General features: G+C 38.1%; 16 protein-coding genes. 4 read left to right on the forward strand and 12 right to left on the reverse strand.

What is annotated here, in order from left to right:
- Positions 1 to 285: 285 nt before the first annotated feature.
- Together Q7P97_RS13035 and Q7P97_RS13040 are read left to right on the forward strand one after the other, a co-directional pair.
- On the forward strand, positions 286 to 1,761 hold the full coding sequence (locus Q7P97_RS13035) for a BCCT family transporter (protein WP_303969729.1): 1,476 nt from the start codon (positions 286 to 288) through the stop codon (positions 1,759 to 1,761).
- 41 nt (positions 1,762 to 1,802) lie between these two features.
- Positions 1,803 to 2,462: a hypothetical protein gene (locus Q7P97_RS13040; protein ID WP_303969675.1), complete on the forward strand. Its 660-nt coding sequence runs from the start codon at positions 1,803 to 1,805 to the stop codon at positions 2,460 to 2,462.
- Between the two features lie 64 nt (positions 2,463 to 2,526).
- Here the strand turns inward: Q7P97_RS13040 and Q7P97_RS13045 are convergent, their stop codons facing one another.
- The 5 genes from Q7P97_RS13045 to Q7P97_RS13065 form a co-directional block, all read right to left on the reverse strand.
- The gene (locus Q7P97_RS13045) at positions 2,527 to 2,823 is read right to left on the reverse strand and encodes a hypothetical protein (RefSeq protein ID WP_303969676.1); all 297 of its coding nucleotides are present in this window, start codon (positions 2,821 to 2,823) and stop codon (positions 2,527 to 2,529) included.
- Position 2,824: 1 nt separating this feature from the next.
- Positions 2,825 to 3,034, reverse strand: a complete 210-nt coding sequence (locus tag Q7P97_RS13050) for a dienelactone hydrolase family protein (protein ID WP_303969678.1) — start codon at positions 3,032 to 3,034, stop codon at positions 2,825 to 2,827.
- A gap of 81 nt (positions 3,035 to 3,115) precedes the next feature.
- Positions 3,116 to 3,535 carry a DUF1801 domain-containing protein gene (locus tag Q7P97_RS13055; protein ID WP_303969679.1) on the reverse strand — a complete coding sequence of 140 codons (420 nt, stop codon included), beginning with the start codon at positions 3,533 to 3,535 and terminating at the stop codon, positions 3,116 to 3,118.
- A gap of 83 nt (positions 3,536 to 3,618) precedes the next feature.
- Positions 3,619 to 4,044 (reverse strand): GyrI-like domain-containing protein, encoded by a 426-nt coding sequence (locus Q7P97_RS13060; RefSeq protein WP_303969681.1) that lies wholly within the window; start codon positions 4,042 to 4,044, stop codon positions 3,619 to 3,621.
- 292 nt (positions 4,045 to 4,336) lie between these two features.
- Positions 4,337 to 4,738 carry a VOC family protein gene (locus Q7P97_RS13065; RefSeq protein ID WP_303969683.1) on the reverse strand — a complete coding sequence of 134 codons (402 nt, stop codon included), beginning with the start codon at positions 4,736 to 4,738 and terminating at the stop codon, positions 4,337 to 4,339.
- 243 nt (positions 4,739 to 4,981) lie between these two features.
- On the opposite strand from Q7P97_RS13065, the gene Q7P97_RS13070 reads away from it, so the two are divergent.
- A complete protein-coding gene (locus tag Q7P97_RS13070) occupies positions 4,982 to 5,410 on the forward strand; it encodes a HEAT repeat domain-containing protein (protein WP_303969684.1) in 429 nt (142 codons plus the stop codon).
- A gap of 79 nt (positions 5,411 to 5,489) precedes the next feature.
- Here the strand turns inward: Q7P97_RS13070 and Q7P97_RS13075 are convergent, their stop codons facing one another.
- From Q7P97_RS13075 to Q7P97_RS13085, 3 genes are all read right to left on the reverse strand, one after another.
- On the reverse strand, positions 5,490 to 6,203 hold the full coding sequence (locus tag Q7P97_RS13075; protein ID WP_303969686.1) for an endonuclease V: 714 nt from the start codon (positions 6,201 to 6,203) through the stop codon (positions 5,490 to 5,492).
- Between the two features lie 112 nt (positions 6,204 to 6,315).
- On the reverse strand, positions 6,316 to 6,924 hold the full coding sequence (locus tag Q7P97_RS13080) for a CPBP family intramembrane glutamic endopeptidase (RefSeq protein ID WP_303969688.1): 609 nt from the start codon (positions 6,922 to 6,924) through the stop codon (positions 6,316 to 6,318).
- 115 nt (positions 6,925 to 7,039) lie between these two features.
- Positions 7,040 to 7,282 (reverse strand): hypothetical protein, encoded by a 243-nt coding sequence (locus tag Q7P97_RS13085; RefSeq protein WP_303969690.1) that lies wholly within the window; start codon positions 7,280 to 7,282, stop codon positions 7,040 to 7,042.
- Between the two features lie 309 nt (positions 7,283 to 7,591).
- Between Q7P97_RS13085 and Q7P97_RS13090 the strand changes: the two genes are divergently transcribed.
- Positions 7,592 to 8,563 (forward strand): siderophore ABC transporter substrate-binding protein, encoded by a 972-nt coding sequence (locus tag Q7P97_RS13090; protein WP_303969692.1) that lies wholly within the window; start codon positions 7,592 to 7,594, stop codon positions 8,561 to 8,563.
- Between the two features lie 779 nt (positions 8,564 to 9,342).
- Here Q7P97_RS13090 and Q7P97_RS13095 read toward each other — a convergent pair.
- The 4 genes from Q7P97_RS13095 to Q7P97_RS13110 form a co-directional block, all read right to left on the reverse strand.
- Positions 9,343 to 9,651, reverse strand: a complete 309-nt coding sequence (locus tag Q7P97_RS13095) for a hypothetical protein (protein ID WP_303969694.1) — start codon at positions 9,649 to 9,651, stop codon at positions 9,343 to 9,345.
- A gap of 106 nt (positions 9,652 to 9,757) precedes the next feature.
- On the reverse strand, positions 9,758 to 10,153 hold the full coding sequence (locus tag Q7P97_RS13100; RefSeq protein WP_303969696.1) for a VOC family protein: 396 nt from the start codon (positions 10,151 to 10,153) through the stop codon (positions 9,758 to 9,760).
- Between the two features lie 848 nt (positions 10,154 to 11,001).
- Entirely contained in the window at positions 11,002 to 13,221 is a 2,220-nt protein-coding gene (locus Q7P97_RS13105; protein ID WP_303969698.1) for a transglutaminase-like domain-containing protein, read from the reverse strand.
- Positions 13,218 to 14,264 carry a DUF58 domain-containing protein gene (locus tag Q7P97_RS13110; RefSeq protein ID WP_303969700.1) on the reverse strand — a complete coding sequence of 349 codons (1,047 nt, stop codon included), beginning with the start codon at positions 14,262 to 14,264 and terminating at the stop codon, positions 13,218 to 13,220. The genes Q7P97_RS13105 and Q7P97_RS13110 overlap by 4 nt, the downstream gene beginning before the upstream one ends.
- Between the last annotated feature and the right edge of the window lie 8 nt (positions 14,265 to 14,272).

The following is a 14,272-nucleotide window of genomic DNA, read 5'->3' on the forward strand; positions in this document are numbered from 1 at the left end:
ATCTGTCACAGGTTTTTACTGAGGAAGAATAGACGTTAAGGAAGTACTTGCTGTTTTAAATCATTCATACATACCACCAAATCAAAAATCTGCTAAGTGAGTGCTTTGCAGCGTGTATCATGACAGCTTCTTTTAAGCGCTCACTATTAAATTCAGCGACAACTCATTCGATTCATGCAATGGATTCTTGCATCACCATTGATAAGACATGCTCTTCGAATTTTACATAAAGAATGACAGTAGATAAAACTGCACATACTAATTTGCAGTTGGAAACGGGGGATTATTTTGAATATCACAAAAGTATTCTGGTATAGCATAATAATATGTTTAGCAATTGTACTTTGGGGATCTATTGCCCCTGAACATTTAAATGGTTTAACCGCATCTATGACAGAGTTTATTTACACTCAGTTTGGTTGGTTTTATATGCTTGTCATTGTTGCTATGATTAGCTTTTGTCTGTATATGATGTTCTCACGCTTTGGTAAAATCAAACTAGGTAAAGATCATGATCAACCAGATTACAGCTTACCCGCTTGGTTTGCTATGTTATTTAGTGCGGGGATGGGAATTGGGCTGATGTTCTTTACTACAGCAGAAACGATTTCACATGCTTTCATTAAATCACCAAATGCTCTGCCGGGATCAGAACAAGCAATTTTAGATTCTCTACAATATACATTCTTACACTGGGGTTTTCATGGCTGGGGATTATATGCTATTGTTGGTCTAATCTTCGCTTATTTTAAATTCCGTGTCGGTGCACCTGGGTTAATTAGCGCAACACTTGAACCATTATTTGGGGCAAAGGCAATGCGTGGCACATTTGGGCAAATAATTGATACTCTGGCTATTTTCGCAACCGTTGTCGGCGTTGCCTCTACACTTGGCTTCGGTTCAGCACAAATTAATAGTGGGTTCACTTATGTATTTAATACACCAAACACGTTTAGCGTTCAATTGATTATTTTGGCAATTGCCACAGTCATTTTCATCCTATCTGCTTGGTCAGGTATTGGAAATGGCATAAAATACTTAAGTTCAATTAACATGTGGTTCGCCATCATACTATTATGCGCACTATTTGTTGTTGGACCATCGATGTATATTTTAAATATGTTCACTACAGGAATTGGTAGTTATATTAGCAACTTTATTCAAATGAGCTTCGAGTTAAAGCCAGAAAATCCAGAACAACGCGAGTGGATTAATGAATGGACCGTTTTTTATTGGGCATGGTGGATTTCTTGGGCTCCGTTTGTTGGCATGTTTATCGCTCGCGTATCCAAAGGACGTACGATCAAACAATTTATTACAGGTGTATTACTCGCACCTACACTCGTGACCATGATCTTCTTCGCAGTTTTCGGTGGTTCAGCATTGAATATCGAGCGAAACGGTATTGCCAAGTTATCTGAATTAGCTACAGAAACGGTGACATTCGGCATGCTGGAACAGTATCCATTTGGAACCGCACTTTCATTCTTGACGATCATCGTCATTGCGATATTCTTTATTACGTCAGCCGATTCAGCTACGTTTGTACTCGGTATGTTCAGTACCGGCGGCCAACTAAATCCATCCAACTCAGTGAAAATCATTTGGGGACTACTACTTTCATCGATGGCTGCCATTGTCATGTATTACGGAGGAATTAGCGGATTCCAGAACATGCTCATTATTGCTGGTTTACCTTTTTCCATCATTCTTATTTTGATGCTCCTGTCCTTTTACAAGACAATCAAGAAAATACGATAAATAATAGGACAGATTATATTTCAGATGAGGCGGGATCATAAATGAAGCTATTGAACGTTCGTAAAGGTCAATTCGTTTATTACAAAAATAAATTACACAAAGTCTACTCTATAAAAACACTTCTTCAAAAATCGGTTCATCTCATTCGCTTGGAGGACTATGAACAAGAATTGGCTACAGCGAGAAGCATTGATTATTACAAACCTAGACATTTGGATAGTTTCGTTTTCCTTAAAAAACGTTATACGCTTGATCAAGACGTCAAAGCTAAAGTGGGCGATTACATTTTGGTCATCAATCCAAAGCCTGATTTGCTTGATTTCCATCATCTTCATGCAATAGAACTCGTTTCATCGATTGAGAAAAACGGCATAGTTAGTAGTAAATCTAATGGTATTAAACATCACGAATATTGGGTGATGGTACCTGGTCTTATGGAAGGTGCAACGACTATTGACTTGCAAAATCCGGTGGTAGATGTAGTGGATGAACACGTATTAAATGAGGAAGAAGCCGAATTGTCGGAAACGCATATACCGAAAGTTGGGGATGTGTACCAAAAAAATGATAGTGTCCCTTTCTATGCGATGATCGTCGCTATAAAAGGAGAAATCGTTTTTTTAGGTGGCAATGTAGAAGTGGAAATGAGTGAGTTAATTGATAATGAAGAATGGCGTTATGTGCCAAGTATAGTAAACTAGTAATTTGAGATAACACTTGAATAGCAGCTTATTTCTAATGCACAACGTTAGTTAACGTTGTGCATTAATTTGTAATAACCGATCTAGATACCGAATGAATCCAGTCGGAAATATCCTGGATCACTTGCTGATCCAGGTGCTGTTCAACGTTATACTCTTTCTTCGCTTTTCGTATTTCTCCATAAACAGATGGCATGAACGCATGATTCAAGTTTGGATAAAGTTTATATATAACCTTTGGATGATCTCCGAAAATGTCTTTATAACCGTTAAAATCATTTTCCACTGATACATGGAAATCTTTATCTCCTTGCAGAATAAATAGTTGATTTGGATCAATACGTGAATGTTCTCTTATCATATCATAGGACGACAATCCCCTTTTTTGACAAACCATCAGCAAGATCCTTAAAAGGATAAATGATTCCGACTTTTTCATCCATATTCCTTGGACCAGAGCCATGCGCCAATACAACTCCAGGTAACAATTTATTCAATTCATCAGGAATGGTTAAAACTCCGTTTAGTGGATACTTCGTTTTGGCACCGATCACAATCATTTCATTCCTCATTGTATTTCCTTCTTATATAGTCAATCCATATGCCAATTACTCTAGTTTCGAATATTATGCATTACTGGCATAACGTTATTCTTAATTTGGATAGACTTCATTTATATAAATAAAAGATTGCTTTATTAATTTCACCAATACGTCTATATCAATATCATCTACTTTGTTTATATACACACATGATTTTCCGGTAGTATGTTTCCCGAAACGTTCCAATAAATCACTTCTGTGTTCATCCCCTGGAGTTACATATAAACTGATTTTAGCCTTTCGCGGTGAAAAGCCAACAATCGGTGCATCCCCTTCGTGTCCAGATTTATATTTGTAATGATATTTGCCAAATCCTATAATACTCGGTCCCCACATTTTGGCTTTACAACCTGTTGCTTCTGTAAATATATCTAATAACCTAAACGCATCTTCGCGTTTTTTAAGATGTTCCACGTTTTCAATAAATTCGATAACACTGCTGTCGGTTTCTGTAGTTTTTAATTTGTACATCATCTAAACTCCTTCAAGTGTTGGATGTTAGCGAATAGTTTAAAGTTGAGGTAGTTCTTTCCCTAACACCACAACATTACGTATTATTCAATGGCCACCAAAACTTCCAATGTACAGGCCTCCGCTCCCAATGCATGTATATAACGTTCCAATCCATAGCTTTCTCTAATCCGTATCCCAGGCTTCTTTATCAGTTCAGAAAATACATAAGGGATGCTCTCTATTCCACCCAATACTTCCGCAACAATAAATTTGCCGTTTGGAATTACAATTTCTTGCATGTTGGGTATATCTATACAGTGCTCCTTTTTGATACCTGCTAAATAATGAATGAAACCATCCTCTATTGATATGGTAATACCAAAGGATTCATCAGCCAGTTTAACATTTGGATATTTCTGCAGTTCTTCGTTTAATTGATCCCACAACTTAGGAATCTCCGAAATAGGTCCTTTCATTTCAAAACCTTTCACTGTGAATGATTCCATATAAATTATTCGTGTTTCCATTGACTTCACTTCCCTCATTACCTAATTGTGATCTTCTTCTAAAATTGCAGTAAACTTTACAACTACTATTATTTTGTTTTATTCAACAAATGTTTATTTTGAATGAATTTACTATCCAGTTTTTCTTAAGTTTAAAACAGCTCCTCCAATATTCTTTTATATACGATCCGTTTCCCTTCCTCGAATTCTCGTAAATAGCCATCTACATATTTAGTTTCCACAGTCCACTCTAGTTAGAACTAATCAGTGAGTCCGTACAAAACGTATGTTTTACGCATCTGGTAACACTTTTTCAATCCATTGGTAAGTCCAGTTGCCAAGAAACACCAAACTGGTCATTGACCCAGCCAAACTTTTTACTGAATCCGTAGTCACCCAACGGCATAAGTGCTTGTCCATTCATCAGTAATTTTTCATACAGTGCGTCAATCTCTTCTTCAGAATCACAAGTGAGATAGATTGAAAATGAAGGTGTAAAGGTGAACTCATGCTTTACATTACTATCAATACACATGAATTCCTGACCCTTTAGCGTAAAGATTGCATGCATCACTGTACCTTCTTCTCCCGCTTCATTTGCTCCGTAATGAATTATGCTTGTAATACCCGAGTCTTCAATAAGTGAACAATAATAATTCATTGCTTCTTCTGCGTTTCCTTCTTGGAACATTAAGAATGGTGTCACTTTTTTCATTGGTAGTCAATTCCTTTCCTGTTACATCAAATCAGTGTTTGTTGCTATCGAATTTTTTTAACCTAACTAGTATATTACCCAATATACCATTAAGTAATACGAATATTCTATTTGTAAATCATTTTCAACTCTTATCTATATAATCGTACTAGCGATTCATCGCTATTTTCACCCAGACAACGTATAATAAGAAAAGCAGAAGAAGAATCATTTTTCTATAGTTAAAAAAAGAGGTGCAATGATTTGAAACAATTTGAAACCGCATTACCTGAGCAGTATGAAGCATTAAAAAAACAGGCCAATTATACGTCTAGCTGGCGAGATCGTTTGGAAGCAGTCAAAACATTATCGGATTATAAACATGACAAAGTCATAGATTTATTAAAAAACCGCATGCAGCATGATACTGTCCACCAAGTGCAAGTAGCAGCGTATGAAGCACTTGCGGCGTTTGGCGAGGAAGTAGAGAAGCCGGCACCTGCACGTTTTGACATTATCAAAAACACAGACAAGATCTTCTTGCGCGTGAAAAAAAGCTTGCCGAAAGATCATACCGTGGCAGACTTTGCGGATAAACTAAAACGTATGCGTGTAGATGTCTTTGATGCATATGAAGGCGACAAAGGTACAGAATTTATGAACTGGTTAGAGCAACGTTGGGCGAAGCTATAATATGAAAGAAAGCCATTTTCTCTGTTGAGAAAATGGCTTTCTTTATTTCACAATTACACTAAAATCATCCACTTCAAAATTACTTCTTCCGTAGCATCCTTCTATTTTTCTTAGTCGCTAAATCTGCCAGTCTAACCGGGATGGGTATTCGACTTTCATTATTAATTAATTCCATCGTAATAGTAGTTGCAGTCGGTAAGTCTATATAGTTCCCACTTGAAACAAATATCGGTTTGACATTTTGATGCGTTCGTAAAGCTCTGCCGTATATCTCTTTTTGTATACGTATATCTTCATAAGAACCCGCTACGTTTTCAGGCATTTTAAATTCGGCATCCGCTATTTTCAAGTAACTTTTGGCGATGCCGATAGTTGGTTTATCCAGAAAGAAAGAAGCATGCGTAGCGATTCCCATATGCCTCGGATGCAAATAACCATTGCCATCAAACATAAACAGATCTGGCGTGTGTGTAAGCTTTTTGGCCGCTTCAATAACTAAAGGAAGTTCCCGAAATGCCAAATAACTCGCTATATAAGGAACGGTAATCGTTCCGGTGCTCGTTGTTTCCTCAATAACTGCCTTTGTAGCATAGTCGATGATGACGATGCTGCAAACGCCCCATTCCATCTCATCATCTTCCCAGTAAGCTACGTCCACCCCCGCAATGAGATGAATAGCAGAGGCAGTCGTTCTGTTTACCAAACGTATCTTTTCTTTTAAACCGCTTTGAATAGCATTCCATTTCGTATGGTCGTTCGATAGCGGATGAACATCCTGTATATGTATTTTCATTCCTCCTAGATGACTACATTGCTTCTGTCTATCGAGTAATCAGCTAACCTACTTTTAACTATAATATGTTCATTATGAACGATATATATACTCTCCCCTGCTACTAGTGAAATCATTTCTTGAAATTTATTAATTTGTATTTGAATAATAGGGTCATCCCCATATTCATTATGAAATGAACAAAAATCGGCACTAGCAGATTATTCGTTTTGAAATAAATCCAACCAAAAACTAAGCTTGGGATGCAAATGTTCAGTAACATAATAGGCTTTTTAAAGTATTGGGTATGTATGAGCAAAAACAAACCAGTCGTTAATAAAATAGCACCCCATTCGTGGGATGTATAAAGGAAAAGTACGTTTTGAATGATGCCCCTAAAGAATGTCTCTTCGAACAGTGCCGCTATGAACATAAATAGGAAAATCCTTGGCAGGGAATCGTCTTGATAGGAATTATTATTGTCATCGATATAAGTCGATGGGATCGTAAAAGTCAGAACGACTCCGTATATAACTAAAGCAATGGATGAAACAACTACAATCATGATAGATTCCATTGGATGATCAAATGAAAGTAGATTTTGTATGGTGAGGATGTCATAAACTAACAAGGCAAATATGATAGCCATACAAATAAATGTGAATGAAGTAAATACGATCATCATGTCTTTAGTTTTGGATTCATCTGTTCTTTTTTTAGATCCATTGTTCACTTGATCCATTTATATGACTTCCTTTCTAGATGACGTTGTTCAAGCTGAAATACTATCTGGTGATTCATAAACTTTCTAAAATGCCCTCATTTTCTAGGGAGCGTTCCATTCGTTATCTTATTCATCATTTTATCTTAGAAGGCATGACCCAAACTTTATACCGGTCCTCTCGTGTGTTTTCTGTAATCACCTTGAATTCTTCTATCGCAGCAAGTCTAAAAGCTAATGCATACGCTATTTTATAATCTGGTGTGTCATAGCCATCATACAATCTAGCATACATGTCATTTGCTAATGAATCGGCCCAAACATCCGCTTCGAACATGCTATCGAATATAATATCCTCAGTTTTCCACCTATGCGTCATCTTTTAACCTCCAATTATTGAGTTCGATTCATTAGAAATTTTTAAAAGCTACTATATCCCTTTTCCTTCTACTTGAAAATGATAGTCATTATCACTTGTTTATTGTATACTAAAAGCAGTCTTCCTCTACTTGATTTCATGTAAGGATCTGTTAACATACTTTCTCGTAGGGATCAGCTTTATTATACAAAGAAAGGACGAGTTAATAAAACATATATACATATTTTGCAACAAACATATGGTTTTCTACCTGTATTCCAATGTAGGGTAGAGTCATTCGTAAATTCATCAAAAGTGAGGTTAATTATTGTGAAAAAATGGTCATTATTTGTATTCATATTTGCCTGTATGCTTGTGATTTCCGCATGCGGATCGAAAGAAATGGATACACAAACAGACAAATCGTCTAGCGCTACTCAAGAAGGCACGGAATCGACTGAAATCAAGATTAAGCATGAACTTGATGATCAAGAAGTAGTTTTGAATAAAGTTCCAGAAAAAGTTGTAGTATTGGATTTTGGTGTTTTAGATACGTTAGATTCATTAGGTATTGAAGTTGCAGGTGTTCCACAAAATGCGGTACCTGAGTATCTAAAAAAATACGCTGGATCTGAGTATACGAATGTCGGAAGTTTAGTGGAACCGGATTTTGAAGCAATTGATGGAATGAAACCAGACCTTATTATAATCGGAGATCGTCAAGCTGAAATGTATGACGAATTCAAAAGTATTGCGCCAACCGTTTATATGAGTGTTGACTTTACGAACTATATGGATTCATTTACAAACAATATGGAAACGATTGCGACTATATTTAATGAAAAAGAACAAATCGACAAAGAAGTAGCTGAAATAAATGAAAAAGTCGAGGCTGTTCAAGAGAAAACGAAAGATCTAGATGCGAAAACGTTAATTGTCATGGTCAATGAAGGTAAAATAAGTGCCTATGGACCTGGTTCACGTTACGGTGGATTCATCCATGATGTGGCTGGATATAAAGCGGTAGATGAAAATATTGAAAAAGCGAAATTTGGTCAATCCATTAACTTCGAATATATAACGGACAAAAATCCAGACATTATCTTTGTGGTTGACCGTAGTGCAGTGCTAAATCCGTCGCATGATAGTGCGAAGGAAGTAATAGAAAACGAGCTTGTGAAAAGAACCAACGCGTATAAGAATGACCATATTATTTATCTGGATACAGAAGCATGGTTTTACGGCGGCGGATTGCAATCATCTAAAGTGATGGTTGAAGATACAAATGCGTATTGGAATTAACAAGATACACATATCATTGTTTTTAAACTAAAGAAAAACCATCTAAAGCTCTCCCTTTGCATTAGATGGTTTTTTTCTGTGTAATCAAGTGAACATCGCTTGACCCCGGTGCTATACTCATCTCACTAGTCCCCTATGTACGTCTCTTTACTACTTAACTTCACTAAAAATGGATATAGAATCAGAACCAAAATAAATAAAATAGGAAATAAGCTGAAAATTATAGCCCCAGGAATGTCAAAAAACAGTTGAATTAGTAATGGCAATAAAACAATCATAAGTGAACATACCCATTTTCCCCTTAGATTTTTGCGTTTGATACTGTGTTTTATCGCAATGAGGGCAAGTCATAGAAGGGTTCAATGTGGAAGTCTTTTTTATTGTTTGCATCCAACTCCATTTATTATGACAAATTTGGCATGTTGGCATATAAATCACTCCTATATTTCTTTTAACTGGCCTTTTAACTGAATGGAATATCTAAAGCCATGCCCACTAACCTTGTGCAGAATTCCTTTTTTTAATTAATAAATCCGAAACTACAAATGATATTACGGGAACTAATGGCAACAAAATTATCCAATTTCTGAAGCTAAAATAAAGTAAGGGCGCAATAAAAGTAATTGTACCAAAAAATATAGTTAATCTGGACTTACTCTTTAGCCCTAGAAAAAGAAGAATAAGTGATATGAACATCATTAATCCCACGAAAATTTTTAACAAAACATCCACCCTTTCACTTGTTAATCGCATAGAGCTTGTACAACAATCTGAACCCGTTAACGGATAATCGGAGCAATAATTAACAGTATTATAGAGCTTGAAATTAGAATGGTGCTAATTATTCTTGGTAGTTTTACTTTTTGGTCGCCTTTATAAAATCCAGAGAACTGAAGCTTGTTTCTATACAAAACAAAAAGAATAATTAGAATGGATATCCCTACTAGCCAAGCACCATTAGTATCATCTACGTTTATTCCAAAACTTGCATAGATTAAGTTCACTAGTCCACCTAATAAACCTCCAATAATTAATAATATAATTGCAATTCGAATCAATTCCAAGCCTGCTCCCAATCCTTTTTTCATTTATTCACCCCTTACAATATATAATTCCTTTTAAGCATCTTATTTCTCAAAATGGCACGTTAACAGTGTAATTTTTACTAAACAACGGCCCCCTAATCTTGAATTGTTAAGGGGCTACAAGCTCCACTTTTATTCTGTCTGGGTCTTCAAAATAAACAGCATAATAGTCATTTCCACCAGCGAATGGATGCTTTATTGTATAAAGTATAGAAATCCCCTTACTTTTCAATTTCTCTGTTATGTCATCGACGTGTTGACGTGAATCAGCGTGAAATGCTAAATGATTTAATCCCACTCTAGATCTATGATAGGGGACGTCAAGAAAACGTTCTTCTGTTTGAACAAAAACTAGATAAGTATCATCTAATTTCCAACTTCGTCCGCTTTCCCACTCTTGAAAGGAACTGTATCCTAATTCCTCAAGAAACCAACCCCAAAAATTGATTGTTCTTTTCAAATCCGAAACATATATCTCAACGTGATGAAGTAATCCTTTCGACAATAAATAACGCCCCTTTATTTGTTCAAATGGTCCCATTTAGGCACAGTTCTTGTTCTGTTATCGCCCTCGATTGATGAATTACTGTTTTCTTGATAAAACAACATAAGTAGCAGAACAAAGAAAGAGTACTACACCAATAGCAAGCAAATACTTAAAAAGTCATGTGGCATAAAACCTATAGAGAATATCAAAAATAGTATAGACGCTACAAAAAAGCGATCACCCTTTGTTTCTTTATCCACGCTATACCAATTTAAGAGAACAAGAATATAAGCTTATAGCCAAAGTATTTATTAGTAATATTAACCATATCCTTATTTTCCCATCGTATGAATCCTCGATCATCGGATTTGTTTGCTAGGCAATGTTCGCCCAGTTGGCGCCTTTATTTATGGAACTACCAAAGTGGTTCATCTTTTCCAGTTAATTTGATTTTCGAAATTATAAACGGAACAAATAGTAGACTTAACCATCCCAAAGTTAATAACCTCTGCGATTCAGCTGAGATGTATTGTCTGTCACCACAATTGGGGCAGTCTTTCCCCTTCTTTGAAAATCCAAGAGCGATTAAGTCTTTTGCATTCCACTTGAAATTACAGTTCGTGCAACGTGGCATGACGATACCTCCTATTCTTCTTTAACCAACACCCATGTTCTTAATGAAAAACTAACTTCCAGTAAAAACATGGACTACTCTACTATTCTTACGTTCACATAGTAGAGTAGGTTTCACTTTTTTGAAGGTTTCGAATTCATATAACGATGTTCCAGCCTTCTCCCTATTGTTACTACTCTATGTATTTTAAAAAAAGCACCGCAATATGCGATGCTTTCCTCTACTTTCCTACTTATTGATGACGCAAAATAAATCGTAATTTCTTCAACCCTTTTTTCGATTTCTTCACCGCCACATAAACTCGCGCAAATAACTTTTCTACCTCTGTGCGTTCTTCATTGGTCACATTATGCGGACTATATTTGGCTTTTTGATAAATTTTCAAACTGTCTTCTGTGTCTTGTCGTAGTTGCGGATCAATTCCCCCAACTGCGTCAGGTATAGTTTCAAATGAAGGCAGTTTCGCAACAACTTGTTCTTTTTCTAACATTTGCACCATGAGCTGGACATGGTTCACAACCGCTACTCGATGATCTTTCACATGGAGTTTGTTTTGTCGTTTTCTCTTTCTTAAGACGTATAATACAATCAGGATGAATAGAATCACGACGATGAGCATATTCAACCAGAACCACAACACCGTGTTTGGATTCACTTGCTTTGCATCTTCTGGTTTGTCCTGATCTTGCTGCACTTCCGTCGTATCATTCGGTTCGGGTTCCGCTGTACTTCCACCGGTGACATCCGGTGAATCAGCACCCGAAGCTGGATAGTCTTTTTTATTGATTTCCGGCATTTTCTCAGCATACCCCGGTGTCACTTCAATCGGTACCCAACCGACCATATCGACGTAGATTTCCGTCCACGCATGAGCATTTTTCTCGCTGACATTGATTTCACTGAATGACTGTAGATCTTTCACGTCATCCATCCCGACGATATAGCCTTCCGCATAACGCGCAGGTGTGCCGAGCATTCTGAATGCTAATGTCGCGATCGTTGCGTAGTGAACGGAGTAGCCTTCTTTTGACTCTTCCAATATACCCGTCACAAAATCCTGATCATGTATCGGTTCGGCACGTTCGTTATAACTCATCGACTGTGCCAAGAAACGTTCCACTTCTTGAATCGTTTGTTCATATGGTAAACGTCTTTCTGAATCGAGTACGCTCTCGTCCAAATGGTTACGCAACACATTTAAGCTATCTTGCGGCACAGTAAGATATTCATTGTAGACGTATTGATTGTAATGACTTTCACGACGTAAATAGTCGGTGTCTTTTGTTGCATACAACGCATTCGCGATTTGCGGATAATCGGTGTACGGCGTCAACATATAGTTCATTTCCACTATGCGTCTGCCGAATATCCCTGTCGCATGCAGCGCGTCTGCTTGTTTCGTACGGATAATGTTTGTATCGATCCCAGCCAACTCATACGGCGCATAAATATATCGACTGGATGCACCGACATTTTGAATGACGAGTTTCGCCTCTTCGTACTCCTCTGGCAAACTGCTTTTCGCAGCCAAACTCAGCTGTTTCGCTCCGGTGAAATCTTCTTTCTCTAGCGCTTCAAGCAATGACTTCTCTTTCCTATATGCGTCGCCCTCGATTTCCTTCCAGCCAACCGGTGTGTAAGTCGAACCGACGAATCCTTTCAAATACAGTGGACTCGGATTTTCCATCGCGACTTTTAACGCAGTATGGTCGTCCGGTGTAAACGTAGATAGCCGATGGAAGTTTCCGCCTGTCAGAACAGGTGCGCCGCCTTTAAAATAGCGGAACTTCTCACCTTGGTAACGTATAGTGTCTTCCCATTTCGAACTGCCCGTGAATTCTCCATTGCCGTTTTGATTAATTGCCGTATAAGCAAACATCAGCACGATCAATGAAATAGGTAAGATCGCCATCCGTTTCCACCAACGCAATGAAAGATGATTCATATACAGCAGTGTCAAAATCAATACTGCGAAAAACAAAATATCCAGCATCAATGATGGAGACGTGCCTAGAAGTACTTGAATCGACCAAATCACAAGTGCAAGCGTCACGACGATCCAACGTTTTTGATTAACAATCGCATAATAAATGGCACTGCCGACTAATAAAGCGATTTGACCGAGGATCATACCGTTCAGCCAGGAGTCTGTTTCATTTACAGACAATACATCCAAATATAAATGCTTGCGCTCTGCAAGCGTTACAAACAAGGCGTTAATCGTCCGCTTCACGTCATCCACGTACTTCGATAGGAAGAGTAAGCTGAAGACGACACTCGCGATTAATACGACGTCACCGCCACGTTGTTTCCACTGAATGCGCGCGACCATCCACAGCAACACGAGCACTAGCGCGGGAACGATATGAATTTCCGGAAACAACATCGCACGGATTACAAGGAAGGCTGACACTAGCACACTATACGCTACTACTCCATTGATCCATTTCATACAGCGGATCCCTCCCTATTCTCCGAGATCACGATCGTTTGATATTCCGTGCTGCGCGCATTATTTGTCGTCAACACGATACAGTGTGGATACGTTTTTCTTAACCTTTTCCATTGTTCATCCGACATCGATAACGCGGATGCACTTCTTGTTAGTACTTCTTTTATCGCCAGTGCAGCTTCATGTTCATTTTTAATCGTCAACTGCTCACTTGTTGTGTGATCTACTAGAAGCTGGACTTCATGATGGCCTGCGACATAGGAATACAGCAAAGCGGAAAACGTTTCGATGAATTCATCATAGAGTGCGACGCGTTTTGTAAACGACGTGAAATCAATCGTCATCATTACCGCATCCCCTATGAGCGTGTCATGCTGTTTGACGAATAGCTCATCCACTTTACTTGATAACTTCCAGTGAATTTGTTTAACTGAGTCGCCTGGTTTATAGACCGATACGTCCGCAAGCTCTTCGCCATCGATTTTCTTCATCGGAATCGCACCTGGCGTTTGCAGTACATGCTGATTCTGCTCGATGCGTTGAAGTTTCAAGAAATACAGATTCGGCATGATTAACATCGCGGACTGCGTATCGATCTTCTGCACTGAACGGAAGAACGCGAAACTGTCTTTGATCGTTATCTGTTTCATTCTTATCGTCACTTGTCCCATATATTTCTGTGGCAGAATGAATGCAAATTCTTCCGCACTCTTCGCGGGGATGGACAAGATGTGCTCGTGACTTTCTTGCCTGCCCGTGAATACGTGCTCGATGACGAGATGCATATGTAGTTGTGTGACGGGTAATCGACTGGTATTTTCTACGCGCAGTTGATAGCCCATCTGTTCATTCTTATATAGTTCATTCGCTGCTATGATCTCGCAATGTAATTTTCCTTTTACGAGATAGACGCTTAACACGAGCCACAGCCAGACAATGAATGATCCGATTGCGAACAGTAGCGCGAAATGCGTCGTCGTAAAGATGAAAAATGCGAGCGTAAACAGCAACCAGACGACGCTGATCAGTAATGTAAACACCATACGATCAG

This window comes from Sporosarcina ureae (assembly GCF_029267015.1).
Taxonomy (GTDB): Bacteria; Bacillota; Bacilli; order Bacillales_A; family Planococcaceae; genus Sporosarcina; species Sporosarcina ureae_D.

What these genes read in the sequence shown, in the direction of transcription:
- Q7P97_RS13045 (WP_303969676.1), bottom strand. Translation starts at nt 2,823, where the DNA reads ATGATAAGAGAACATTCACGTATTGATCCAAATCAACTATTTATTCTG.
- Q7P97_RS13075 (WP_303969686.1), bottom strand. Translation starts at nt 6,203, where the DNA reads ATGAAAATACATATACAGGATGTTCATCCGCTATCGAACGACCATACG.
- Q7P97_RS13110 (WP_303969700.1), bottom strand. Translation starts at nt 14,264, where the DNA reads ATGGTGTTTACATTACTGATCAGCGTCGTCTGGTTGCTGTTTACGCTC.
- Q7P97_RS13105 (WP_303969698.1), bottom strand. Translation starts at nt 13,221, where the DNA reads ATGAAATGGATCAATGGAGTAGTAGCGTATAGTGTGCTAGTGTCAGCC.
- Q7P97_RS13055 (WP_303969679.1), bottom strand. Translation starts at nt 3,535, where the DNA reads ATGTACAAATTAAAAACTACAGAAACCGACAGCAGTGTTATCGAATTT.
- Q7P97_RS13065 (WP_303969683.1), bottom strand. Translation starts at nt 4,738, where the DNA reads ATGAAAAAAGTGACACCATTCTTAATGTTCCAAGAAGGAAACGCAGAA.
- Q7P97_RS13085 (WP_303969690.1), bottom strand. Translation starts at nt 7,282, where the DNA reads ATGACGCATAGGTGGAAAACTGAGGATATTATATTCGATAGCATGTTC.
- Q7P97_RS13095 (WP_303969694.1), bottom strand. Translation starts at nt 9,651, where the DNA reads ATGAAAAAAGGATTGGGAGCAGGCTTGGAATTGATTCGAATTGCAATT.
- Q7P97_RS13040 (WP_303969675.1), top strand. Translation starts at nt 1,803, where the DNA reads ATGAAGCTATTGAACGTTCGTAAAGGTCAATTCGTTTATTACAAAAAT.
- Q7P97_RS13080 (WP_303969688.1), bottom strand. Translation starts at nt 6,924, where the DNA reads ATGGATCAAGTGAACAATGGATCTAAAAAAAGAACAGATGAATCCAAA.
- Q7P97_RS13060 (WP_303969681.1), bottom strand. Translation starts at nt 4,044, where the DNA reads ATGGAAACACGAATAATTTATATGGAATCATTCACAGTGAAAGGTTTT.
- Q7P97_RS13050 (WP_303969678.1), bottom strand. Translation starts at nt 3,034, where the DNA reads ATGAGGAATGAAATGATTGTGATCGGTGCCAAAACGAAGTATCCACTA.